Source organism: Lactobacillus sp. UMNPBX15 (genome assembly GCF_002553785.1).
Lineage (GTDB): Bacteria > Bacillota > Bacilli > Lactobacillales > Lactobacillaceae > Lactobacillus > Lactobacillus crispatus.
Genome location: NZ_PCYV01000011.1, coordinates 1 through 23,300, shown reverse-complemented (window position 1 = coordinate 23,300; position 23,300 = coordinate 1). Strand labels below are relative to the sequence as shown.

General features: G+C 37.2%; 23 protein-coding genes. 15 read left to right on the top strand and 8 right to left on the bottom strand.

All coding sequences use genetic code 11. The annotated features are described in order from the left end of the window. The first annotated feature begins 58 nt into the window (after positions 1-58). From citC to CP366_RS10760, 6 genes are all read left to right on the top strand, one after another. Entirely contained in the window at positions 59-1,114 is a 1,056-nt protein-coding gene (citC, locus tag CP366_RS04310; protein WP_013086263.1) for a [citrate (pro-3S)-lyase] ligase, read from the top strand. Further along, on the top strand, positions 1,104-1,397 hold the full coding sequence (citD, locus tag CP366_RS04305) for a citrate lyase acyl carrier protein (protein ID WP_005720311.1): 294 nt from the start codon (positions 1,104-1,106) through the stop codon (positions 1,395-1,397). Before citC ends, citD begins: the two co-directional genes overlap by 11 nt. Next, entirely contained in the window at positions 1,398-2,312 is a 915-nt protein-coding gene (citE, locus tag CP366_RS04300; protein WP_089147747.1) for a citrate (pro-3S)-lyase subunit beta, read from the top strand. Further along, complete coding sequence (gene citF, locus CP366_RS04295) at positions 2,302-3,843, top strand: citrate lyase subunit alpha (protein ID WP_005722920.1); 1,542 nt, start codon at positions 2,302-2,304, stop codon at positions 3,841-3,843. Before citE ends, citF begins: the two co-directional genes overlap by 11 nt. A gap of 335 nt (positions 3,844-4,178) precedes the next feature. Beyond that, positions 4,179-4,634 (top strand): DUF441 domain-containing protein, encoded by a 456-nt coding sequence (locus CP366_RS04290; RefSeq protein ID WP_005722922.1) that lies wholly within the window; start codon positions 4,179-4,181, stop codon positions 4,632-4,634. A 29-nt stretch (positions 4,635-4,663) separates the two neighbouring features. Then, positions 4,664-4,825: a hypothetical protein gene (locus CP366_RS10760; protein ID WP_005720315.1), complete on the top strand. Its 162-nt coding sequence runs from the start codon at positions 4,664-4,666 to the stop codon at positions 4,823-4,825. Between the two features lie 17 nt (positions 4,826-4,842). Here the strand turns inward: CP366_RS10760 and CP366_RS04285 are convergent, their stop codons facing one another. The 3 genes from CP366_RS04285 to CP366_RS04275 are packed head-to-tail and all read right to left on the bottom strand — an operon-like array spanning position 4,843 to position 7,939. Continuing rightward, complete coding sequence (locus CP366_RS04285; protein WP_005722925.1) at positions 4,843-5,676, bottom strand: energy-coupling factor transporter transmembrane protein EcfT; 834 nt, start codon at positions 5,674-5,676, stop codon at positions 4,843-4,845. After that, complete coding sequence (locus CP366_RS04280) at positions 5,669-7,378, bottom strand: ABC transporter ATP-binding protein (protein ID WP_089147748.1); 1,710 nt, start codon at positions 7,376-7,378, stop codon at positions 5,669-5,671. Before CP366_RS04280 ends, CP366_RS04285 begins: the two co-directional genes overlap by 8 nt. Before the next feature lie 3 nt (positions 7,379-7,381). Beyond that, positions 7,382-7,939 (bottom strand): ECF-type riboflavin transporter substrate-binding protein, encoded by a 558-nt coding sequence (locus tag CP366_RS04275; protein WP_089143023.1) that lies wholly within the window; start codon positions 7,937-7,939, stop codon positions 7,382-7,384. Positions 7,940-8,096: 157 nt separating this feature from the next. Between CP366_RS04275 and CP366_RS04270 the strand changes: the two genes are divergently transcribed. Further along, positions 8,097-8,477: a DUF1828 domain-containing protein gene (locus CP366_RS04270; RefSeq protein WP_005720116.1), complete on the top strand. Its 381-nt coding sequence runs from the start codon at positions 8,097-8,099 to the stop codon at positions 8,475-8,477. A 65-nt stretch (positions 8,478-8,542) separates the two neighbouring features. Here the strand turns inward: CP366_RS04270 and CP366_RS11060 are convergent, their stop codons facing one another. From CP366_RS11060 to CP366_RS04260, 3 genes are all read right to left on the bottom strand, one after another. Beyond that, a complete protein-coding gene (locus CP366_RS11060) occupies positions 8,543-8,674 on the bottom strand; it encodes a hypothetical protein (RefSeq protein ID WP_255404528.1) in 132 nt (43 codons plus the stop codon). 103 nt (positions 8,675-8,777) lie between these two features. Further along, entirely contained in the window at positions 8,778-9,104 is a 327-nt protein-coding gene (locus CP366_RS04265; RefSeq protein ID WP_089147749.1) for a transporter, read from the bottom strand. A 47-nt stretch (positions 9,105-9,151) separates the two neighbouring features. Beyond that, a complete protein-coding gene (locus tag CP366_RS04260; protein WP_005720123.1) occupies positions 9,152-10,090 on the bottom strand; it encodes a sugar-binding transcriptional regulator in 939 nt (312 codons plus the stop codon). Between the two features lie 163 nt (positions 10,091-10,253). Here CP366_RS04260 and CP366_RS04255 point away from each other — a divergent pair, with 163 nt between their 5' ends. Continuing rightward, complete coding sequence (locus CP366_RS04255; protein WP_005720124.1) at positions 10,254-11,600, top strand: threonine/serine exporter ThrE family protein; 1,347 nt, start codon at positions 10,254-10,256, stop codon at positions 11,598-11,600. Between the two features lie 398 nt (positions 11,601-11,998). Here the strand turns inward: CP366_RS04255 and CP366_RS04245 are convergent, their stop codons facing one another. Beyond that, positions 11,999-12,508 carry an aminoacyl-tRNA deacylase gene (locus tag CP366_RS04245; RefSeq protein ID WP_005727610.1) on the bottom strand — a complete coding sequence of 170 codons (510 nt, stop codon included), beginning with the start codon at positions 12,506-12,508 and terminating at the stop codon, positions 11,999-12,001. 60 nt (positions 12,509-12,568) lie between these two features. Here CP366_RS04245 and prmA point away from each other — a divergent pair, with 60 nt between their 5' ends. The 6 genes from prmA (at position 12,569) to aspS (ending at position 20,064) form a co-directional block, all read left to right on the top strand. Then, on the top strand, positions 12,569-13,513 hold the full coding sequence (prmA, locus tag CP366_RS04240) for a 50S ribosomal protein L11 methyltransferase (protein WP_089145917.1): 945 nt from the start codon (positions 12,569-12,571) through the stop codon (positions 13,511-13,513). A gap of 55 nt (positions 13,514-13,568) precedes the next feature. Continuing rightward, positions 13,569-13,931: a hypothetical protein gene (locus CP366_RS04235; RefSeq protein ID WP_013086268.1), complete on the top strand. Its 363-nt coding sequence runs from the start codon at positions 13,569-13,571 to the stop codon at positions 13,929-13,931. Positions 13,932-13,945: 14 nt separating this feature from the next. Further along, positions 13,946-16,186: a bifunctional (p)ppGpp synthetase/guanosine-3',5'-bis(diphosphate) 3'-pyrophosphohydrolase gene (locus CP366_RS04230; RefSeq protein ID WP_089145916.1), complete on the top strand. Its 2,241-nt coding sequence runs from the start codon at positions 13,946-13,948 to the stop codon at positions 16,184-16,186. Then, entirely contained in the window at positions 16,186-16,623 is a 438-nt protein-coding gene (gene dtd / locus CP366_RS04225) for a D-aminoacyl-tRNA deacylase (RefSeq protein ID WP_005720133.1), read from the top strand. The genes CP366_RS04230 and dtd overlap by 1 nt, the downstream gene beginning before the upstream one ends. A gap of 295 nt (positions 16,624-16,918) precedes the next feature. Next, positions 16,919-18,205, top strand: a complete 1,287-nt coding sequence (gene hisS, locus CP366_RS04220) for a histidine--tRNA ligase (protein ID WP_023488611.1) — start codon at positions 16,919-16,921, stop codon at positions 18,203-18,205. 5 nt (positions 18,206-18,210) lie between these two features. Further along, on the top strand, positions 18,211-20,064 hold the full coding sequence (aspS, locus tag CP366_RS04215; RefSeq protein ID WP_061204664.1) for an aspartate--tRNA ligase: 1,854 nt from the start codon (positions 18,211-18,213) through the stop codon (positions 20,062-20,064). A 65-nt stretch (positions 20,065-20,129) separates the two neighbouring features. Here the strand turns inward: aspS and CP366_RS04210 are convergent, their stop codons facing one another. Further along, positions 20,130-21,314, bottom strand: a complete 1,185-nt coding sequence (locus CP366_RS04210; protein ID WP_005727617.1) for an aminotransferase class I/II-fold pyridoxal phosphate-dependent enzyme — start codon at positions 21,312-21,314, stop codon at positions 20,130-20,132. Positions 21,315-21,792: 478 nt separating this feature from the next. On the opposite strand from CP366_RS04210, the gene coaBC reads away from it, so the two are divergent. Further along, on the top strand, positions 21,793-22,983 hold the full coding sequence (coaBC, locus tag CP366_RS04200; RefSeq protein ID WP_035443635.1) for a bifunctional phosphopantothenoylcysteine decarboxylase/phosphopantothenate--cysteine ligase CoaBC: 1,191 nt from the start codon (positions 21,793-21,795) through the stop codon (positions 22,981-22,983). Positions 22,984-23,300 lie beyond the last annotated feature (317 nt).

The following is a 23,300-nucleotide window of genomic DNA, read 5'->3' as shown; positions in this document are numbered from 1 at the left end:
CTAAGAGAGTAAACTATATTTGTGAAAACGATTACCGAAATAGTAAGGCGGCATATTTATGGATAAAGTCGTTGATTTGTTTTTAAACGACGCTACAACTAGGCAAAAATGGGAAAACTTGTTGGAATCATTGGGGTTAAATGATTTTAGTGAACGCGAAGTTAATGTGATTGATCATACTATTGGGCTAGAAGATGAGGAAGGCAATTTAGTTGGTACTGGTAGTGTGGCTGGTAATGTCTTAAAGTATATCGGAGTCAAGAATGATGCCGATACGCAGGGGGCTCGCTTTAATAAAGTGGTTACAGCCTTAACGCAATATTTGACTAATGATGGAATTTTCCATTCCTTTGTCTTTACTAAAGCAAAGTATGCAACTAGCTTTGAGCACTTGCACTTCAATTTGTTAGCCAAGACGGATCAGGCAGCCTTTTTAGAAAATGGAATGCCTGATGTGAAGGAATTTGTGGCTGAAGTGCCCGAAATAGCAGATCAAGAGCATAAGAAGGTCGCTGCAATAGTCATGAATGCAAATCCGTTTACCTTGGGTCATCAGCATTTGATTAAGATGGCTAGTGAAGAAAACGATTTGGTTTATGTCTTTGTTGTGGCTAATGATGTTTCTTTGTTTAGCTTTGATGAGCGCTTCAAATTGGTGCAAGAAGGTACTAAGGAGTTTAGTAATGTGAAAGTAATCTCTGGCGGAGACTACATGGTTTCACCAGCTACTTTTCCAGCATACTTCTTAAAATCACCTGACGATTTAATTGCTGTACAAACGGTGATAGACGCAGCTGTCTTTAAGAATCAAATTGCACCGGGACTGAACATTACCCGTCGTTATATTGGTAAAGAACCAATTTCAAGAACGACTCACTTTTATAATGTTAGCCTAGCGCATGAGCTTGGTCCTGAGATTGAAGTAATCGTAATTGATCGCTTGGAAAAAGACGGTCAAATTGTTACTGCCACTAAAGTTAGACAGCTGATCAAGGATGGCAATTTAAAAGAGATCAATAAATTCGTGCCGGAAACGACTTATGAATTTATTAAGCAAAACATGCAGAAATTGCAGTCTAAAATTGAGAAAGGAATGAATATTGATGGAAATTAAAACCACAGCAGTTGCGGGAACACTTGAGAGTTCAGATATTCAAATCATGATTTCAAAGGGTTCTAACGGCATTGAGATTGACCTTGAATCAGAAGTAAAAAAGGCCTATGGAGATCAGATTGAAAAGGTGATTACTGACACCTTAAAAGCTTATGGCTTAGAAAATGCCAAGGTTAAAGCAACCGATAAGGGAGCACTGGATTGTGTAATTAAGGCTCGTACTTTAGCAGCTGCACAACGTGCAACCGAAACTTCAGACAAGCCAGATTTGGAGGTGCTCTAAATGACATACGTTAAGAATCGTTTGCGTAGAACCATGATGTTTGTACCTGGTAATAATCCAGCTATGATTAAGGATGCTGGCATTTATGGTGCAGATTCGGTTATGCTTGATTTGGAAGACTCAGTTTCATTAACGGAAAAAGATGCTGCCAGAATGTTGGTTTATGAGGCAATTAAGACAGTCGATTTCGGTGGCAGTGAAATTGTAGTTCGTGTTAATGGTCAAGACACGCCATTTTACGATGAAGATGTTAAGGCAATGGTAAAAGCCGGCGTTGACGTTATTCGCTTGCCTAAAACTGAATCAGCTGCAATGATTCAAAAATTGGTAAAGGATATCGAACATTGGGAAGATGAATTTGACATTGAAAATGGTTCTATTGGCGTGATGGCTGCCATCGAATCAGCCAAGGGTGTCTTAAATGCCCCAGAAATTGCAACCGCAACGCCTTTAATGATGGGCTTGGCAGTATCTGGCGAAGACTATACTGCAGATATGCATACTCATCGTTATCCAGATGGTCGCGAATTGGAATTTGCGCGTAACATGGTTTTACAAGCAGCTCGGGCCGCAGACGTATATGCCTTTGATACAGTGTTCTCAAATATGAAGGATACTGAAGGCTTCTATCGTGAAACTAACTATATCCATGAACTAGGGTATGATGGCAAGAGTTTGGTTAACCCACGTCAAATTCAAATGGTTAATAAGGTCTTTAATCCAACTAAAGAAGAGATTGAGCAAGCTAAGAATGTTGAAAATGCCATTCGTGAAGCCAAAGCTAAGGGCTCAGGCGTTATTTCACTTAATGGTAAGATGATCGATAAGCCAGTTGTAGAAAAGGCTACCAGGGTTTTGGAAACAGCGAAAGCTTCTAACTTGATTGATAAAGAAGGTAACTACATTGGAGAATAAAGTAAAACGCGAATTACCAGATGATTTAATGAAAAAAATGAATTTGAAACCATTTGAAACTACTGAAATTGGTCATCCTGAAGTTAAGCGGGTTGCTCCAAAAGTAAGAGTTACTACTGGACAAAATAAGATTATTGATTCACTTGATGAGGTAATCAAGAATAACCTGAAAGATGGTATGACTATTTCATTCCACCACCATTTTAGAAATGGGGATTATGTTTTTAACTTGGTAATGGATAAGATTATTAGTATGGGTTACCAGGATTTAACCTTGGCTCCAAGTTCACTTACTGGTGTTATGAATGATAAAGTTATCGAAGCGATTAAAAAGGGAGTAATCACTAATATTACTTCTTCGGGTATGCGCGGTTCACTAGGTGATTTTGTTTCACATGGCGGCTTGAAGAATCCTGTAATTTTCCGCTCACATGGTAATCGTGCTCGTTCAATTGAAGAAGGCGAGATTAAGGTTGATGTTGCCTTCTTGGGTGTGCCAGTATCTGATCCCGCAGGTAATGCTAACGGTCAAGATGGGGATGCTGTCTTCGGCTCATTGGGTTATGCCCTAATGGATGCTCGCTATGCTAATAAGGTTGTTTTATTAACTGATAATATTGTTGATTATCCAAATACGCCTGCGTCAATTCAGCAAGATCAAGTGGATTATGTGGTTAAAATTGATAAAGTCGGAGATCCAGACAAGATTGGTTCTGGTGCCACTCGCTTTACCAAGGATCCTAAGGAACTCAAGATTGCTCAAATGGTTAATCAGGTAATCATTAACTCTCCATATTACAAGCAAGGGTTTAGCTTCCAAACTGGTTCTGGTGGTGCTGCATTAGCTGTCACCAGGTACTTACGTCAAAGTATGATTGATGATGGCATTACTGCATCATTTGCTTTGGGTGGTATTACTAAACCTACCACTGACTTACTTGAAGAAGGTCTAGTCAGAAAAGTTATGGATGTGCAGGACTTTGATAAGGGTGCTGCCCAATCAATGGCTAACAATAAAAATCAACAAGAAATTGATGCTTCTTGGTATGCTGATCCTCATAATAAGGGTGCAGTGGTTAACAACTTGGATGTTTCAATCTTGTCAGCTTTACAAATCGATACTGACTTCAATGTTAATGTTATGACTGGCTCAGATGGTGTCATTCGTGGAGCCGTCGGTGGTCACCAAGATTCCGCAGCTGGTGCCAAGATGACGATTATTACAGCTCCTCTTGTTCGGGGACGTAATGCGACTGTTGTTCCAAGAGTAGAAACTATTGTTACTCCAGGTTCATCAATTGATGTTTTAGTAACTGAAAGAGGAATTGCCATTAATCCAGCTCGCCAGGATTTAGTGGATGCCTTTAGTAAGGTGCCAGGACTTAAGATCTTGGATATTAATGAATTGCAAAAAATGGCTGAAAAACAAGTTGGTGTACCAAAGCCACTTGAATATACTGATCGTACGGTTGCCTTAGTTGAGTATCGTGATGGTACTATCATTGATACCATTAAGGAAGTTAGGGATTAGTTCAAAACGAAATGTATGAATAAGTAATCACAAAGGTGTCACGAAAGTGGCATCTTTTTGTTTTTATTAAAATGTTAAGTTGTATTTTTGCAAGAAACGTTTTTTAATTATTTGTGCAAATATTTTATTTTCAAGCATAAATATCTGCACTGGTTCTTTGCGTAAAAAAACACCTCGTTTTAAGAACGAGGTGCGCGTATACATATATTTTTCTGAGTAATTTTATTATGACACAAATTAGATTGATTTTCACTTATTTAGACTCATTATTTTGTTTTGATGAATATTTTTGTTAAAGTGAACTAATGCTAATGATTTTTTGAGGGGAGATAAATATGGAAAGTTGGTTATTTCTAGCATTGGTGCTAGTTGTAGCGTTATTGGGTAAAAACATGTCATTAATTATTGCAACGGGAGTGGTAATGGTGTTTAAATTATTACCGTTTACTAGTAAATGGCTGCCTACTATTCAAGCAAAGGGGATTAATTGGGGCGTAACTATTATTTCGGTTGCAATTCTAGTTCCTATTGCGACAGGACAGATTGGCTTTAAGGATCTGATTAAAACTTTTAAGTCGCCAGCTGGATGGATTGCCATTTTAGCGGGAATTGCTGTAGCTATCTTGTCACGTTATGGTGTTGATCAATTAGCAGCGGTGCCACAGGTGACGGTTGCATTAGTTTTAGGTACTATTATTGGAGTAGTGGTTTTCAAGGGTGTAGCTGCAGGTCCTGTGATTGCTAGTGGAATGACATACTTAGTAATTACGCTGTTTAACCTACATTTTTGAGGTATAATTATGAAAAGTGAGGCGATTTAATGATTATTGTACATGAAAATACGCAAGAGCGATTAGATGACTATCTTGAACACCGTTTGCGTAATTATGAAATAATCACGCCGCCGATTCCTAAGAAACCTGAGATTGTCACTCAAGATGATCATAAACAGAAAAATCGAAAACAAAAAAGGGACCATTAGGTCCTTTTAATTTTGGTCTAAATAAATGGATTATAAAATCTACCATGATCAAGTTGCCAGAGACCAACCACAATTAATACCAAAATCACGGCTGCGATCATTACAAGATAATCAGCTTTTTTAAATGATTGGGTGACATACCAGGTCCGTTTTTTCTTTGAGCCAAAGCGGCGTAATTGCATGGCTGTTGAAATTGTATCGATTCGATCCAAACTGGAGAAGATAAGAGGCATCACGATATTCAATGTCCCCTTAATTCGTTTGCCTAAACTAGCCTTTTTGGATAGTTCATTGCCACGTGCTTGTTGGGCAGCTGAGATATCCCAATAAGAATTTTGGATATCTGGGATGTAGCGTAGAGCTAGAGAAACAGCATAGGAAATTTTGTAACTAATGCCGATTTTATTTAATGAAGCAGCAAATTGACTAGGATTAGTAGTTAATAGAAACAGCAATACGATTGGAATTGAGCAGACATATTTTAAGAAAAGATTGAATAAGTAGAATACCTCTTGCAATGTTAATGTGAAGTAGCCGGCATGGATCAAGATGCTTTTAGAATGATAAATATTTTCACCATAGCTTGGCTGAAAGATGAAAACAAAAATCAGATTTAGCAACATGAAAACTACAATAAATTTCACGATAAAAGAAATCTGGCTCCACTTAATTTTTGCCTCTTTAAACAAGAAAATTGATAAAATACAGATAGCAATTAAGAATCTGGTATCATAAGTTACCATACAAGCAACCGAGACTAGGAGCATAAAAACTAACTTAGTGGTTGCGTTTAATTGATAAATAAAAGAATCACCAGGTTGATAACCTAAAACTTGGCTCTCATTATGCATGTTTTTCATCCCTTTCTGCATCAATATAGGCGCGGACAAAGCTATCTGGATTTTCTAATTGATATTTGATAGCGAGATTATATAAGGAGGTTCGCTTCAAAGCGGCCTTTTTAATTAAAGCTTTTTCAGTTAATAACTTGATTGGATCTGTGTCAGCAATTAGTGTTCCGTCAGCAAAAGCCAGGGATCTGTTAGTGTATTCCATCAGCAAGTACATATCGTGAGTGATAATCATAATTGTTTTGCCTTGATCATTAAGCTGTTTTAAAAAGTTCATGATCTCAGTATAAGTTTGCCAATCTTGCCCTGCAGTTGGTTCATCAAGAATTAATAACTCAGGATTAAGCACTAAAATTGCAGCAATTGTGACTCGCTTTTTCTGACCGAAGGATAAAGCAGAGATTGGCCAGTTGCGGTACGGATAAAGACCACAAACTTTCAAAGTATCATAGACCTTAGTGCGAATAGTCTGCTCATCATAACCACGTAGACGCAAGCCTAGAGCTACTTCGTCAAAAATCATTTTTTGTGAAATCATCTGGTTAGGATCTTGCATGACATAACCAATCTTATCGGAACGCTCTTTGATTGAAAACTGCTTAAGGTTATCACCATCAAATAAAATAAGTCCCTCATTGTCGATAAAGCCACAAATAATTCGACAAAGGGTGGTTTTTCCCGCACCATTTTGACCGACTATTGAAACAAAATCGCCTTGATTGATTGTCGCTGTAACGTCATGTAAAGGATGAATCTGCAATTTACTATAACGGTGGCCGACGCCTTTGAGTTCTAATAGAGGATGAGTCTCTTCTTTTTCACCACTTAGGGTAATGTTGTTTTGCCATTCTTGCAATTGCTTAGCAATTGCAGGATCTTGGGGCAAAGCAGCGACTGAAGTTAGGTCCGGAATACGCGTAAGGTCGACGTTAGCTTTTTTTAAGGCATTTAAATAAAGAGGACTACGAACACCAACGTCTTCTAAACAATTCTCATGTAATAGATCATTTGGCTTCTTATCAGCTACAATTTCACCATCATTAATTAGGATAATGCGATCTATAGGCTGACTCAAAACTTCTTCTAGACGGTGTTCAATAATGATTACTGTCGCATTTAATTCTTTTTGAATGCGATCAATTAAAGCCATCGTTTTCATTCCTGAAGCTGGGTCTAAATTAGCAAGTGGCTCGTCAAAAAGTAAAATTGGTGATTCATCAACCATGACACCAGCTAGAGCAACAATTTGTTTTTGACCACCAGATAGATTTTGTGGCGCCTGCTTTAATAAATGCTCAATCCCTAATTCATCAGCCCAGCGATGAACAACTTGCTTCATATGATTTTGTGGTTGGCAGTCGTTTTCCAAAGCAAAAGCAATGTCTTCACCAACAGTTAAGCCGATAAATTGACTGTCAGTATCTTGTAGGATAGTTGAGGTGGTGAAAGAAAGATCAAATAGGTTAGTGTCTTTAATATTCTTGCCGTTAATAGTGCATTCACCGGTGATCTCACCAGTATCTAGATTAGGAATTAGGCCGTTAATACAGCGGCCAATGGTCGATTTACCTGAACCTGATGGTCCAGCAATTAACAATTTTTCACCTTGTTTGATAGTTAGATTAATCTGTTTTAGTGTTGGCTTGGCCTGACTGTCATACTTAAATGAAAAATCTTTGAATTCAATAATTGTTTTAGGCATTGTTTAATTCTCCTTGCGCAAGCTGCCTTTTTTAATCTTGGTTCCAGCATAAGCTTTAAGTAGGAGCGTGCCAATGACCATAATTGTAATACCATTAGAAAGCGTAGCCGAAATTCCTTGGACAAAAACTTTGTTAGCAGGTTCACTATAGATGATAATGTCACCGATTGGTGCAACTACAATCCAGGCGAGAATATTGGCAATAATTTGAATGATATTAAAAAAGATTATTTGTTTAATACCAAAAATACCATTTTTTAAGTCTAAGCGTTTGGCCGCTAAACCGATGATCCAGCCTAAAACAGCAGTAGCTAATACCCAGCTCCACCAAGTCTGCCCGTACATAATGAAATCAGACAAAGCATGTCCAATAAAGCCGACAATAAAACCGACCTTAGCGCCATAGATTGACGCAAAAAGAGCCAAAAAAGGAAAGACTAATTCAATATTTGTGTTAGGAATAGGCGTAGGAATCGATGTGAAACGTGCTAAAATAACATAGATTGCCGATCCAATTCCGATCGCTACAACATTTTTAACTGATAAACCCTTAGTATGCATATTTTTCTCCAAAATTTAGTATATTTACAAGGTATAATTAGTAAGCGGTAACAGTCAAGCTGATTGGGAGATTCAATCTATTTAATAAATTTGTAGAAGAATTACTAAGAGGGTATCCTTATATTAAAGAAAAGAATTTATAAATTAGAGGTAAAAAATGAAGCAGGATGAATTAAAGAAAATTAACCATGAAATAGGTTCGTATGTTGCTAAGGTAACCAAGACAATTTGGGTTGACGATAGGACATTGCAGATTGCCACAATGATGATTGATTCTTATGGCGATACCGTATATGTTTGGGTTGAGGAAGCCGATGATCATTGCCGCGTTAGTGATGGCGGACGAATTCTATTTAAGCTAGATCCTAATGAAGAAGATAAAGAGTTATATGAAACTGCGGAAGATATTGCGCTAGGGTCAGGTTATGAATTTGATGAAAAACACTGTGAGATTTTTGTTGATGTTGATCGCAAGAATGTGGCTCAGGCGGCAATGAAACTGGCACAATTACAAGTAGCAATTTCATATTTGGGCTAAAAAAGACATCCCTAAGTTTTATTTGATTAGGGATGTCCTTTATTTTTAAGTCATTTCGAAAAACTTTAGATATTTGCCATCCTTCCTAGGTTCACATCTTGTGGCTTTTTACCATTGAGGTCAAAATTAGCAATTGCTTGTGCCAAAGCCATCATTGATACAACATCTGGAATACATTCATCAATTCTAAACTCCATAATTCTCACCTCCCAGTCATTGTAAATACAACTTTAGTAATTGTTAATCAGTACATAACAAATTTTAGCATAGAAAAAAACAGCCAGTTTTTGGCTGTTTTTTCTATTTTTTATTGCTATGTTGCATAAAAATAAAGAAGGCAGAAATAATATTAACAATCACAGCAGGTAAGGCTAGAGCAGCGGTAAAGCCATATAGTGCATTACCAATTACTCCTAAAATTGGCCCAATTAGTGAGATATTAATGTTATGCGATTGCACTACTGCAACGGCATTAAGGATCACGCCGAACCAGGCAAATAAGTAAAATATTAAAGCTATTCTAGCAGTGAAGTCAGCTCCAAGGATGGCAAACCAAGAGCTAATGAATAACACACAATTGATCAGGTTCAGTGCACCAATCCATAAATCATATCTAGATTTTTTCATTTTTTCTCCTCATTATAAATAGTCTATCTCTGTATTACTTTAGCGAATTAATCGATATTTTGCAAAACGCGTTGGGCAATTGCATCATTAGTTACTAGATGAGTAATGATACCGCTACGTAAGGCGCCAAGGAGTGCCTCAGATTTAAAGCGATTGCGGACGACACAAAAACGAATTGGCGTTTTCATAATGTCATTCATGCTGATACCACAAATGTGTTGTTCGAAGTCAGGGAAAAATTCACCTTTAATATTATATGGTCGTCCCATGATCATTCCAGCTACATCGCAGTCAGGAATGTCTTTAAATAGTTCAGGTCCATAATTTTCTTTCAAAAATTGATTAGCTTGAAATGATTGGAAAGTACTAAGACCAGTGAAAAGCATGTCTAAGTGATGATAACAATTTTCAATTACTTTAAAATAAGGCTCATGTTTCAAGGCAGGCATGATCTTTGGATTTAGTATATAAAGTGGAGTTGGCAGACTTAGACTATGGGAATGCAATTTTTCTGCCGCATCTTGGGCCAATGGATTCTTCCTGCGGTTAGAATTAATTGGTTGACCAAGTAATTGAATAAAGTAAAGTTGCTCTAAGTCCTGCTCAAAAAAGTCGTTGATCACGCCATGCATTGTTGCACCCCAACTAATACCAGCGATTTTTGCTTGCTTTAGATAGGTTTCAATTTGTTTAGCAGCGAAGTTAACTACGGCTTCACTATTTTCATCGCGGTTGCCGGTAGTTTCGACAATAAAAGCTTCTTTTAATCTGAATCTTTTCTGAAATTCTCTCTCTAGTACCTGATTGCGTTTGATTCCACGCGAGATTTTAATTTTAACAATTCCACGGTTACGCGCGTCTTCTAGTGCTTTAGCGATTAAATATCGCGATAAATCATATTTTTGTGAGATATCAGCAATATTAAGCTGACTAAGGTAAAAGTCATGAGCAATGTTAGCAAGTTGTTCATCAGTTAATTGAGCCACTTTAAATCATCCTTTATTTCAAAATAACTTATATGTCTATTATAAATTTAAAATAATAAAAAGGAGCAGCAAATTTTAAAATATCAAAAATTATGATGAAGTTCCTGTGGTAGAATATAATGGTTATAATTATGCGAACTATGTGAGGGAAAGTAATAATAGCATGAGTGAAATTGATCGAGAACATCATTTATCAGAAAAACATCATATGAAGATTCTGTGGGAGGAATTTTTCAAGAGCGATAATAATACGATGGCGCAGGATGCAACATTAGTTGAAAAGACCTCGATTGTAGGTCGAGTAGGTATTATGCTTTTAAGCTGTGGTACAGGTGCTTGGCGAGTACGTGATTCAATGGATACGGTTGCCAGAACCTTGGGCATTACCTGTTCAACGGATATTGGATTAGTGTCAATTGAATATACCTGTTTTGATGTTGATAATGAATCATATTCCCAGACTTTATCGTTACCAGCAACAGGTGTGAATATGACTAAGTTGAATGAAATGGAAAAATTCGTTCGGCAATTTGAAAAGGGACATGGGGAATGGACTATCGGTCAAATTCATAAACGCTTACGGGAGATTTCTCAGCAAAAGTCAGCGTATTCTCCGTTAATTTCGGGACTTAGTTCAGGCTTGGCCTGCGGCGGCTTTATTTTCTTATTAGGCGGCGGTCTTCCTGAGGTGATCTGTGCTTTCTTGGGTGCAGCTTGCGGTCAATATATTAGAGCAATTATGGGTAAGCACAGGTTAACTTTGGTAGCCAAGATTGCGGTTGCGGTTGCCATAGCCTGCAGTGTTTACTTTATGAGTTTTCATGTAGGAGAAATATTATTCCACATTAACCATGATCATGCCTATGGCTATATTGGTGCCATGTTGTTCGTAATTCCGGGTTTTCCATTTATTACATCTGGATTGGACATGTCTAAGTTAGATATGCGCTCTGGGCTTGAACGGCTGACTTATGCGATTTTAATTATCGTAATTGCAACGATGGCAGGCTGGGCTGTAGCAACAATTTTGCGTTTGCATCCAGGATCTATGCCTAAGTTAAAAATTGATCCAGGGACGTTAACCTGCTTGCGATTGCTGGCTAGCTTTTGTGGGGTGTTTGGTTTTTCAATTATGTTTAACAGTCGACCACAAATGGCAGCTACAGCCGCGGTAATGGGAGCAATGGCAAATACATTACGTCTTAGCTTAGTCGATTATGCTCAGGTTGCTCCAGCTTTGGCAGCATTTATTGGTGCTTTAACAGCTGGTCTATTAGCAAGTATTGTAAGGAAAAAAGTTGGTTTTCCAAGAATTGCGATTACTGTTCCATCAATTGTAATTATGGTGCCTGGTCTTTACATGTATCGAGCTGTATTTAACTTTGGAATCACGAATATTAATATCGGGGCTTATTGGATCGTAGAAGCGTTGATGATTGTCGTGGCCTTGCCATTAGGTCTTTTAGCTGCACGTATCTTAACTGATAAGAAGTGGAGACATGCAGATTAAATAAATTAAGGTAGAAAAAAGAGACAGATTTTTGGTCTGTCTCTTTTAGTTTGCGATTGTTAATTAATCATGTTTTCTTTTTAGTATAAATAGTTTGGCCTTATATATTAAATATTTATAATTTGATAATAAATAACTATTATATAGAAAATAAAAAACGGCGTGATATCAAACCACGTCATTTTAAATCTGTTATTATTTTTTCGCTTTATTTACTTGGCAATTGCTAATGCCGTAACAACAAAGGCAGCGATCATGGCAACTACAAAGCCAACAATTCCTAACAATATATTCATTTTTGTCATCTTCTTCTATGTAATTGTTATATTCTGTATGCGGTACATATATTTACTATAACACAAAAGAAGAAGAATAACGCAATAAATTGTAAGCGCTTTTTATTCTTTTAGATCAATAAAAGGAGCATGGCAGAATTTGGCTAAGTCTTCTGGGTTCAAAAAGACACTGCGGCCAACTTCACCACTAGAAACACCAATTTCAGGATTTCCTTGCATAGAGTCATCCAAATAGATAGGAAACTTTTCCTTAAAATAAATTCCGATAGGAGTATTAGCGCCATGTACATAACCAGTTGTTTTGGCTAATTTCTTTAAGGGAAGCATTTCACATTTTTTGTTACCAGAAACTTTAGCTAACTTTTTCATGCTTAAATGTTCAGTAACTGGTACAACACCAACCAATGGACCAGTTTTATTTCCTTCGCAGACGAGAGTTTTATAGACTAAACGCTCTTTGTCTTCTAAAATAGAAGTGTTCATTTGTGCAACTCCGCCTTTATCTTCGGAGACAGCAAATTGAGCTTGACGATACTTGATTTTATTTTGGTCTAAGATTTTTTCGACCAATGTTTTTTCGAGTTTGTTCTTTTTATTTTTCTTCTTTGACATATTTATCACCTGTTATCATGATAGCATTATGCAAAGAAAATCCCAAAGGAGATAATATTAATGAAATTACTAATTATTAAAATTGATACTAGTCATGAAGTTGAAGACGCTTTGAGCGTTTTTGCTTTAGATAATCTGAATGCATTGGGTATTGAATCAAGAAAGCGTAGCGACTTTGAGCAAGCAGGCTGGTTGCATGATTCTACTGTAGTTGAAATGGATGACATTAAAGACTTACCTAAGGATACATATTTCTATGCTTATTTTGATGAAGAAGCAGATAAAGACGCATTAGTAAAAAAATTCCAAGATAAGTTAAAGGAATTGAAGAGCTATGGCCTAGATGTAGGGGATGCCAAAATTACAACTTCATACATTAAGGACCAAGATTGGAACACGGCATGGCAAAAGTATTATCACGTGATTGATTTTTCACGTCACTTGGCAATTGTGCCTGAATGGGAAGATTACAACCCCGCTTTTAAGGACCAGCAATTAATTAAGCTTGATCCAGGCTTAGCTTTTGGTACAGGAAATCACAAAACTACTCAATTAGCAATGATGGGCCTAGAGAGAGCAATGGTTAAGCCAATGAATGTAGTGGACGTTGGTACAGGGTCCGGTATTTTGGCAATTGCTGCATCAAAATTAGGAGCAACTGACGTTTTAGCCACAGATATTTCAGATGAATCAATGACTGCAGCTAAACAAAATGCAGCCTTAAACGATATTAATAATATTCACACTCAAAAGACTAGTTTGTTAGCTGATGTTAAAGGCAAGTTTGACATCATTGTTGCCAATATTTTGGCAGAAATTTTACTAGACTTGATTCCACAAATGGATAGTCATTTAAACGACGATGGTCAAGTTATCTTTTCTGGAATTGACTACCTGCAATTGCCTAAGATTGAAAAGGCTCTAGACGAGAATGGCTTTAAGGTCGATTTAAACATGCGTCAAGGTCGCTGGATTGGACTAGCAATTACTAGAAAAGAAAAATAAATATGGTAAAATATTATCAATTAAATTAAACTTTGATGAGAGGCACAATCTTTTAATGAAAAAACTAGGAAATAAAATCGAAGCAATTCCAATTGTCAGGAAGTTGAATTCTCATCGCTGGATGTCACTTGTCTGGTGGAGTATTTTGGTAATGATTTTGCCGTATATCTTTAGCATTTGCCGTGTGCCGGTAGTGTGGCGAGAAGCAATTCTGTTTTTTATTATTAACAGCATCATTGCATACCATCTAGGCAATTTAATTATTAAACTTAACCTGTCCAAGTGGTGGATTTTCTTGTTACCTGTGCTTTTCTGCTTAGCAATGTTGCCACATTTTGCTTTGTATAATTTAATGTTTGGTTTAATTTACTTAATAATTGAAGCTTTTGGCTTAATGAATAAAAATATTTACCGCTAGAGGGGATGATCATAATGTCCAAATACATTGAAATGACGCATGATCAGGTAATTGATACCTGCAAAAAGTATATGAATAATGACCAGGTGGCCTTTGTTGAAAAAGCATATGAATTTGCCAATAAAGCTCATGCTGGACAGAAACGGGCGTCTGGACAGCCTTATATTATTCATCCAACGCAAGTGGCTGGAACTTTAGCTACATTAGGCTTAGATCCTGATACAGTTGCAGCGGGCTTTTTGCACGATACAGTGGAAGATACCCCAGTTACAAATGATGAGCTGAAGGAAAAATTTGGTGAAGATGTAGCTTTTATTGTTGATGGTGTAACCAAGTTAAACAAATATGAGTACAAGTCTCATCAAGAATTTTTAGCTGAGAATCACCGTAAAATGTTGATTGCCATGGCTCAAGATCTACGTGTAATTATGGTGAAATTAGCTGACCGTTTACACAATATGCATACTCTGCAACACTTACGACCTGATAAGCAGCGGCGTATTGCTTCCGAAACAATGGATATTTATGCACCGCTGGCTGATCGTCTAGGTATTGGGACAATTAAGTGGGAACTAGAAGATATGTCTTTCCACTACTTAAATCCCGAAGCCTATTACCGCATTGTTAACTTGATGGATGTCAAGCGAAGCCAGCGTGAAAAATATATTGCCGATACAATCAAGACTTTGAAGAAGACTCTAGATGAATTAGGCATTAAGTATGAAATTTATGGTCGTCCGAAGCATATTTATTCAATCTATAAAAAGATGGTTAATAAGCATAAAGATTTTGATGAGATTTATGACTTATTGGCCGTACGTGTAATTGTTAAAAATGTGCGTGATTGTTATGCTGTTTTGGGTGCTGTTCATACTGAATGGAAGCCAATGCCAGGTCGTTTTAAGGATTACATTGCTATGCCAAAGGTTAACGGCTATCAATCACTCCATACAACCATTATTGGGCCTGGTGGTCGTCCACTAGAAATTCAGATTAGAACTGAACAAATGCATGAAGTAGCTGAATATGGTGTGGCTGCACACTGGGCTTATAAGCGTGGTAATTTTACTGGTGTTGAGCAAAGTACCTCTGGTGAAAAGCTGGATATGGTAAGAGAAATCCTTGAATTAAAGGATGAAACTAAAGATGCCGGTGAATTTATGAAGTCTGTTAAAAGTGATATTTTTTCAGACAGAGTTTATGTTTTTACGCCTAAAGGTGAAGTATATGAACTACCTAAAGGTTCGGTTACGCTAGATTTTGCCTATGCAATTCACACTCAAGTTGGTAGTCATGCTGTTGGAGCTAAAGTTAATAACAAATTAGTTCCTTTGGACTATAAATTACGCAATGGCGATGTTATTGAAATTATGACACAGACTAATGCTGCGCCATCGCGTGACTGGGTTGACATGGTGAAGACTTCAAGAGCGCGCAACAAGATTAGACGCTACTTCAGAAGTCAGGATAGAGAAGATAGCATCCGGCATGGTGAACAATTGATTGCTGACATGTTGCGCGATGAGGATCTTTCACCCAAAGAATTTATGGCCAGGGATCGAATTGAAAAGCTATTAGAGCACTTTAATTATCACACTGCAGATGAACTATATGCGGCAGTAGGCTTTGGTGATCTTTCTGCTCAAGCAGTGGTTAATCGCTTGACGGTTGATTTGCGCCGTGAGGAAGAAAATCAAAAACAAAAAGAGCTGGAAGAAAAGATTTTGAATTCTGGACAACAAGCAATTCAAGAAGAACAACCTAAGAAGAATTCAAATACTACAATGAAGGTTAAGCATAAAAATGGCGTCATGATCCAAGGCGTTAGTGACTTAATGCTTCATTTAGCCAAGTGTTGTAATCCAGTTCCAGGTGACAAGATTATTGGGTATGTAACTAAAGGTCGCGGTGTAACTATTCACCGAACAGATTGCCGTAATATCACCAAAGAAGCTGAAGAACAAGGCCGCTTAATTGATGTTGAATGGGAAAATGTTGAGGAAAATAGTGTTCAATCCTTTAATGCAAATATTGAAGTCTTTGGTTACAATCGTTCCAATCTGCTTAGTGACGTTATTAATAAGTTGAACTCACTTACTAAGAATATTAATAATATCTCTGGTAAAGTAAACGAAGATAATGTTACACATATGTATGTCACAGTTGCTGTACGGAATGCAGATCAACTAGATGAAATTTTGAGTAAATTACGTGATATTCCAGACGTATACGAAACTAAGAGGTCAGATAATTAATGCGAGTTGTAATTCAGAGAGTAAATCATGCTCAAGTAGATATTGACGGTAAAACTGTGGGCAAGATTGGTAAAGGCTTTTTATTATTAGTTGGCATCAAAAATGGTGATGAATTGCCAGTAATCAAAAAAGCAGCTGATAAAATAGCTAAAATGCGTATTTTTGAAGATGAGGAGGGGAAGACTAACTTGTCTTTAAAGGATGTTAACGGAGAAATTTTGTCGGTATCACAATTTACGTTGATGGCAAATACTAAAAAAGGCAACCGTCCTAGTTTTGTTGATGCGATGCGTCCACCAAGATCGAAAGAACTTTGGGAAGACTTTAATCAAGAACTAGAAAATGACGGTTTCCACGTTGAGACTGGTGAGTTTGGGGCTGACATGCAAGTTAGTTTAGAAAACGATGGTCCATTCACGATTGTGTTAGATCTTTAGCGAAAAAATGAGACCGCAAAGGTTGACAATGTCTTGAGAAAAATATAAGCTAAGTAAGAATTATCGATGACAAAGAATGTAGATTAGCAATGATCTATTCAAAGAGACTGCTCGTTGTGGTGAGAGAGTAGATAGATCGCGGTCTGTGACACCTTTAACAGATAATGGATCGTTTGGCGAGCGTTAATCGCAGCAACCAAAAAGGTGGTACCGTGCTAATCTAAGCGCCCTTGATTAAGTTCAAGGGCGCTTTTTATTTTTAATCAAGTTATCAAAATATAAAAAGGATGATTAAATGAGAGTTCAAAAACCTAAGGGAACAGTTGATATTTTGCCTGATCAATCTGGTTCATGGCAAAAAGTTGAAGAAACTGCCAGAAATTTCTTCAATCGCGCAAATTATCGTGAAATTCGCACACCAAGTTTTGAAAACTATGAAATCTTTGCTCGTTCAAGTGGCGATAGTTCAGAAATCGTTGAAAAACAGATGTACGACTTCGATGATAAGGGTGGTCGCCATATTGCCCTTCGCCCAGAAGGAACAGCTGGCGTAGTGCGGGCTTATGTAGAAGACAAGATGTATGCGCCAGAAGTTGTTAAGCCATTTAATGTTTTTTATATGGAATCAACTTTTAGATATGAAAGACCACAAGCCGGTCGTCAACGTGAATTTCACCAAATTGGGGTAGAAAGCTTTGGCTCAAGCAACCCATTAAGTGATGTACAAACAATCATGATGGGACATGATTTATTGGGTGAGTTAGGCGTTAAGAATTACCAACTTCACATTAACACTTTGGGGAATGAGCAAGTACGTCAAGATTATCATGATGCTTTGGTTAATTATTTCACTCCTTTGAAAGATGAGTTATCAGAAGACTCACAAAGAAGATTGCGTGATAATCCATTGCGTATTTTAGATTCTAAAGATGAACGTGATAAGAAGTTCTTGCCTAAGGCACCTAAGATTCGTGAATTTTTGGATGACGATTCAAAAGCTAATTTTGAAGCAATCTTGAAGATGCTAGATCAACTTGGTATTGATTATGTAATTGATGATGATCTAGTACGTGGACTTGATTACTATACTGGAATTATCTTTGAATTTATGGTTGAAGATAAGAGCTTATGGGAAAGTGCAACTACTATTCTTGGTGGTGGTAGATATGATCACTTGGTAGAAGAATTCAATGGACCCGCTACTCCAGCCGTTGGTTTCGGGATTGGCGAAGAAAGATTGATGTTGGTGCTTGAAAAGCAAAATCCTGCATTATTCGAGAAACGCGGTATTGATTTCTTTATTACTAATATTGGTGACGGTACTGCACAAAAGGCAATTGAAATTGCACGTAGCCTTCGTAATCAAGGTTTTGAAGCTGACTTTGATGTCAATCAGAAGAAGTTAAAGAACCAATTCAAGAAGGCAGATCGTGAAGGTGCTAAGTATGTTATTACTTTAGGTGAAAAGGAACTGGCTAACGGCGTTTTGAATATTAAACGTTTAGCTGATGGCAAGACGATAGATTTAAGTCTTGAAGATCTAAATAACATGACTAAAATAATGGATGAATTGAAGGACTAGTAACAATGGAAAAGATCGAAAAAAGAACAGATTATTGTGGCAATATTACTGAAAAATACATCGGTCAAGATGTAAATCTCTATGGCTGGGTACAACGTGTACGTAACTTAGGTAACTTGGTTTTCATCGATTTGCGTGACCGTGAAGGCTTGGTTCAGATCGTTGTTAACAAAGATTCTGGTAAGAAGTTAATGGATATTGCCGATTCACTTGGTAATGAATATGTTGTTCAAGTTAAGGGGAAAGTTGTTAAGCGTTCAGAAGTTAACCCTGACATGAAGACTGGTCAAGTTGAAGTTGATGCAACTGAAATCATTATTTTAAACAAGGCTAAGAACCCTCCATTTGAAATTAAAGATGGAATTGAAGTCTCAGAACAAACTAGATTAAAGTATCGCTATCTTGATCTTCGCCGTCCAGAAGTTCAACAAGCAATTATTTTACGTTCAAAGATTTTGCGTGCTACTCATGAATTCTTTGATGAAAATGGTTTTATTGATATTGAAACTCCAATCTTAGGTAAGTCATCACCTGAAGGTGCACGTGACTACTTAGTACCATCAAGAATCTATCCAGGTAGTTTCTACGCTTTGCCACAATCACCACAACTGTTCAAGCAGCTTTTAATGGGTGCAGGATTTGACAAGTATTACCAGTTAGCTCGTTGTTTCCGTGATGAAGACCTACGTGGTGACCGCCAACCAGAATTTACTCAAATTGATATGGAAATGTCATTTGCTGATGAAGAAACTATTCAGAGTTATACTGAAGGTCTTTTGAAGAAAATTATGAAAGATGTCAAGGGCATTGATCTTAAAACTCCAATTAAGCGAATTACTTGGACTGATTCAATGAACAAGTATGGCTGTGACAAACCAGATACTCGTTACGGTATGTTGATTCATGACTTAAGCCCAATTTTCAAGGATAGTGACTTTAAGGTCTTCTCCGGTGCAATTGCTGATGGCGGTTTTGTTAAGGGAATTGCTGTTAAAAATGGTGCAAAAGAATACTCACGTAAGAAGATTGACAAGAAGGCTGACTTTATTAAACGTTTCCACGCTAAAGGTTTGGCTTGGGTTAAATTTGAAGATGGCGAATTTTCAGGCCCTGTTGCTCGCTTCTTGACTGATGAGAACAAAGAAGCTTTGAAGAAGGAATTTGATCTTGAAGGCGGCGAATTAGTAGTATTCGTAGCTGATAAGTGGAAGGTATGTTGTGATTCACTTGACCACCTTCGTCGTGAATTTGCCAAAGAAACTGGTATTGTTCCTAAGGGTGTTTATGACTTTGTTTGGGTTGTTGATTGGCCATTATTTGAATACGATGAAGGACTTGGCCGTTGGGTAGCAGCTCACCACCCATTCACTATGCCAGATGATGAAGGGGTTAAGTTGCTAACTACTGAACCTCATAAGGCTCACGCACGTAGTTATGATATTGTTATGAATGGTGATGAGATGGGCGGTGGCTCAATCCGTATCCACAAGCGCTCAATTCAAGAAAATATGTTTAAGGCACTTGGTTTCACTAAGAAACGTGCATATGAACAATTTGGTTACTTGATGGATGCTTTGGACATGGGCTTCCCACCTCACGCAGGTTTAGCTATCGGTCTTGATCGATTTGCAATGATGCTTGCTGATAAGGATAATATTCGTGACGTTTCAGCATTCCCTAAGAATGCTTCTGCTTCAGAACCAATGATGCATGCTCCAGCTCCAGTAGCTGATCAACAATTAGCTGACTTGGGGATCGAAGTTGAGGAAAAGTACCAAGACAGTGTAAAGGCAACTGAAGACCGTCTTGAAAAGATGGCTGCTGAAGATGCTGCAGAAAATTCAACTTGGGATAAGTAATAAATCAATATAATAAAAAATAAGTGATCTCGCTTTGATTGAGATCACTTATTTTTTTATCTGAATTATAAATTATTAACGAAATTACTAATCCGAGCTAAACTTTCTTTTAATTGCTCAGTTGATGATGCATAAGAAAGACGGACATAACCTTCACCGCCCTTGCCAAAGTAGCGACCAGGAGTGACACCGACTTTTGCTTTTTGAGCCAGCTCAAAAGCGAATTGTTCATCATTGGTGCCATATTTTTCGGGGATCTTAGCAAAAATGTAGAATGCTCCTTGCGGTGTGGCCATTTCAAAGCCCAACTTTTCTAAGCCAGATTGCATAAAGTTTAAACGTGCTTCGTAGATTTCACGTGCTTTTTTAGGATCGTTTTGACCATTGTTTAAGGCTTCGACAGCAGCTATTTGAACGTTATCAGTAACTGAAGTAACTAAAAATGAATTAATCTTGCGGATGCTCTTCATGATTTGTTTAGGGGCAGCAATATAGCCTAAACGCCAGCCAGTCATAGCATAAGCCTTGGATAAACCGGAAATCAAAATATTTCTGTCAGGGATGTATTCAGAAAGTGAGTGATGTTTGGCTTTGCCATAAACAAGTTCTGCATAAATTTCATCAGTTACAGAAAAGATTTTGTATTCCTTAATGACATCTGCTAAGGCTTTGAGAGCTGTGGCAGAATAAACGCGGCCAGTTGGATTAGAAGGATCAGTTAAAATAATTGCCTTTGCACCTTTACCGCGACCATTGAGAACATGACGTAAATGTTCAGCTGTTAAGATGAAGTCATCTTTTTTAGTATCGACTTGAATAGGGATTGCTCCAGTCATTTTAATTAGCTGAAAGTATAAAGCCCAAACCGGAGTAGGAACCAAAATTTTGTCACCGGGGTTAAGTAAGGTCATAAAGACATCATTTAATGCACCTGTTGCACCGACAGTGACACAGATTTCACTTTTTGGATCGTAATGTACACCAATTGAGCGGTCAAGGTAATTGCTAATAGCTTCAAGTAGTTCTGGCTTACCAGCTTGAGGAGCATAATGGGAATCATTAGCCTGAATATCACGAATTGCGGCATCTTTAATATGATCAGGTGTCGCTAAATCAGGTTCACCAATAGTTAACTTAATAATCCCAGAAATTTCAGAGACCTTTTGGTCAAATGCTCGAATTTTAGATGCGGTCAAGTTGTTTAGTCTCTCATTAATAGTTGAAGTTAAATCACTGGATAAATTTGGCATATATAAAGTTCCTTTCTGTATTATATAAATTTTAAATTACTCATTAATATAAAACAACTATTTTTAAAGCAACTTGTAAATTGAACAAAAAATAGGGAAGATGAAACTAATCATTTCCCTATTTGTTTTTAAGAACAGTATTCAAATTAGTATAAATTGCTGGCTTAGGCTGAGATTTATCTGGCATTTGCAGCCAATGAGGCAAAATTCCATTTAAAGGTTGAAGTGGCCTTTTAGTGGGCTGATGCAACTCAAGCTTCCTATCAACAATCTTGATTGTAGTGGCACTTTTATCACGTGGTACAGAGGATGATTGTGGTTTAGTGCAGGCCGATAAGCTAAGTAAGAATATAGTTAGTAAAAGTAGTTTTTGCATATTTTTCAATTTTTTTCCAAATATAACTCCCAACACAATATTCTACTATTTAAGTGGACAATGATAAAATAAAAATAAGTTTAGATGACGAGGAATGGTAAAATGAGTCGAATAACAATTTATATGACAGGTGGAATCGCTGATTATAAGGCAGTTAACGTTATCCGCGATTTAGAAAAAGCGGGTCATCAAGTTCAAATAGTAATGACTAAAAATGCAGAGCATTTTGTAACTACTAATACACTGGCTGCTTTAACAAAGTATCCTGTTTTGGATGATTTATGGAGCAAGGAAAATGAGTCTAGCATACCACATGTTCATCTAGCGCGTTGGACAGAGTTAGCTCTGGTTTTACCAGCGACTGCAAATTTTATTGCTAAAATGGCAACGGGAATTGCTGACGATGCAGCTAGCACTACAATTTTAGCTACAAGTGCACCTAAATTGGTTGTACCAGCCATGAATGACCAAATGTGGAATAATCCAGCTACACAGCGAAATATAGCTTTTCTGAAAGAACATGGTGTAGAAATAATGGAGCCTGCAGTAGGGATGCTGGCAGAAGGCTATGCTGCTAAAGGACGAATGCCAGAGCCAGGAGCAATTGTGGCGTGGATCAAAAATTTCACTGAACAACAGAACGTTTTGCAAGGAAAAAATATTGTTATTACTGCTGGTGGTACTGAAGAAGCAATCGATCCCGTCCGCTTTATTGGTAACCGCTCTAGTGGGAAAATGGGCATTTCCTTAGCTACAGAAGCAGCAGCGATGGGAGCAAAAGTAAAGCTAATATATGGTAATGTAAGTATGCCTTTGCCACAAAATCCTAGGATTACATTAATTCATGTTTCTAGTAGCGAAGAAATGTTAGTTGCAGTCAAAAAAGAATTTAAGCATAGTAACGTTTTAATTATGGCTGCTGCAGTAGCAGATTGGCGCATGAAACAAGTTGCAGATCATAAATTAAAAAAGCAAGCTGATCAACAAACTTTGACTCTAACTTTAGTTAAAACGACAGATATTTTACGCGAAGTTGCTAGCCACAAGCAGCGAGGGCAGATAGTTGTCGGCTTTGCGGCAGAAACGAATAATTTGCTACAAAATGCTGCAAAAAAACTATCTTCAAAAGGTGCCGATATGATTGTAGCAAATGACGTTTCTAAAAATGTTTTTGGCAATGATGAAGACCAGGTAACGATTTTACAAAAAAATAAGTCAACTAAGAAATGGCCTAAAATGAGTAAGCAAAAGATTGCTCAAAAATTGTTGCAGCTTATTGCTCAAAAAATATAGTATTTGCATATAGCTAATAGTGAACTATATGATTTATATTGCTCTTGTAATCATTTTGTAATATAACATCTAGGCTTTTTAAAAATGTGATGAAAACTATAATGTGAAAACTAAAAATAATATTTAGTAAGTAAAATATGTTTTTTATCCTTGTTTAAATGATAAATGCTGGTATTATAGGTGTTGGGAATTAAGAGACTGAAGAGAAAGAGTTGATAGGACATCATCAGCCCTTTCTTTTTTTATAGGTTCAGTATAAATTCTTGTGTAAACGGCTGTGAGATTTAGGATGCCTTTCGGGATATTTCCATTAATCG

Bases quoted from the DNA above. Each gene is read 5' to 3' on its own strand.
- citC (WP_013086263.1), top strand. From the start codon at position 59: ATGGATAAAGTCGTTGATTTGTTTTTAAACGACGCTACAACTAGGCAA.
- citD (WP_005720311.1), top strand. From the start codon at position 1,104: ATGGAAATTAAAACCACAGCAGTTGCGGGAACACTTGAGAGTTCAGAT.
- citE (WP_089147747.1), top strand. From the start codon at position 1,398: ATGACATACGTTAAGAATCGTTTGCGTAGAACCATGATGTTTGTACCT.
- CP366_RS04290 (WP_005722922.1), top strand. From the start codon at position 4,179: ATGGAAAGTTGGTTATTTCTAGCATTGGTGCTAGTTGTAGCGTTATTG.
- CP366_RS10760 (WP_005720315.1), top strand. From the start codon at position 4,664: ATGATTATTGTACATGAAAATACGCAAGAGCGATTAGATGACTATCTT.
- CP366_RS04285 (WP_005722925.1), bottom strand. From the start codon at position 5,676: ATGCATAATGAGAGCCAAGTTTTAGGTTATCAACCTGGTGATTCTTTT.
- CP366_RS04280 (WP_089147748.1), bottom strand. From the start codon at position 7,378: ATGCCTAAAACAATTATTGAATTCAAAGATTTTTCATTTAAGTATGAC.
- CP366_RS04275 (WP_089143023.1), bottom strand. From the start codon at position 7,939: ATGCATACTAAGGGTTTATCAGTTAAAAATGTTGTAGCGATCGGAATT.
- CP366_RS04270 (WP_005720116.1), top strand. From the start codon at position 8,097: ATGAAGCAGGATGAATTAAAGAAAATTAACCATGAAATAGGTTCGTAT.
- CP366_RS11060 (WP_255404528.1), bottom strand. From the start codon at position 8,674: ATGGAGTTTAGAATTGATGAATGTATTCCAGATGTTGTATCAATGATG.
- CP366_RS04265 (WP_089147749.1), bottom strand. From the start codon at position 9,104: ATGAAAAAATCTAGATATGATTTATGGATTGGTGCACTGAACCTGATC.
- CP366_RS04255 (WP_005720124.1), top strand. From the start codon at position 10,254: ATGAGTGAAATTGATCGAGAACATCATTTATCAGAAAAACATCATATG.
- CP366_RS04245 (WP_005727610.1), bottom strand. From the start codon at position 12,508: ATGTCAAAGAAGAAAAATAAAAAGAACAAACTCGAAAAAACATTGGTC.
- prmA (WP_089145917.1), top strand. From the start codon at position 12,569: ATGAAATTACTAATTATTAAAATTGATACTAGTCATGAAGTTGAAGAC.
- CP366_RS04235 (WP_013086268.1), top strand. From the start codon at position 13,569: ATGAAAAAACTAGGAAATAAAATCGAAGCAATTCCAATTGTCAGGAAG.
- CP366_RS04230 (WP_089145916.1), top strand. From the start codon at position 13,946: ATGTCCAAATACATTGAAATGACGCATGATCAGGTAATTGATACCTGC.
- dtd (WP_005720133.1), top strand. From the start codon at position 16,186: ATGCGAGTTGTAATTCAGAGAGTAAATCATGCTCAAGTAGATATTGAC.
- hisS (WP_023488611.1), top strand. From the start codon at position 16,919: ATGAGAGTTCAAAAACCTAAGGGAACAGTTGATATTTTGCCTGATCAA.
- aspS (WP_061204664.1), top strand. From the start codon at position 18,211: ATGGAAAAGATCGAAAAAAGAACAGATTATTGTGGCAATATTACTGAA.
- CP366_RS04210 (WP_005727617.1), bottom strand. From the start codon at position 21,314: ATGCCAAATTTATCCAGTGATTTAACTTCAACTATTAATGAGAGACTA.
- coaBC (WP_035443635.1), top strand. From the start codon at position 21,793: ATGAGTCGAATAACAATTTATATGACAGGTGGAATCGCTGATTATAAG.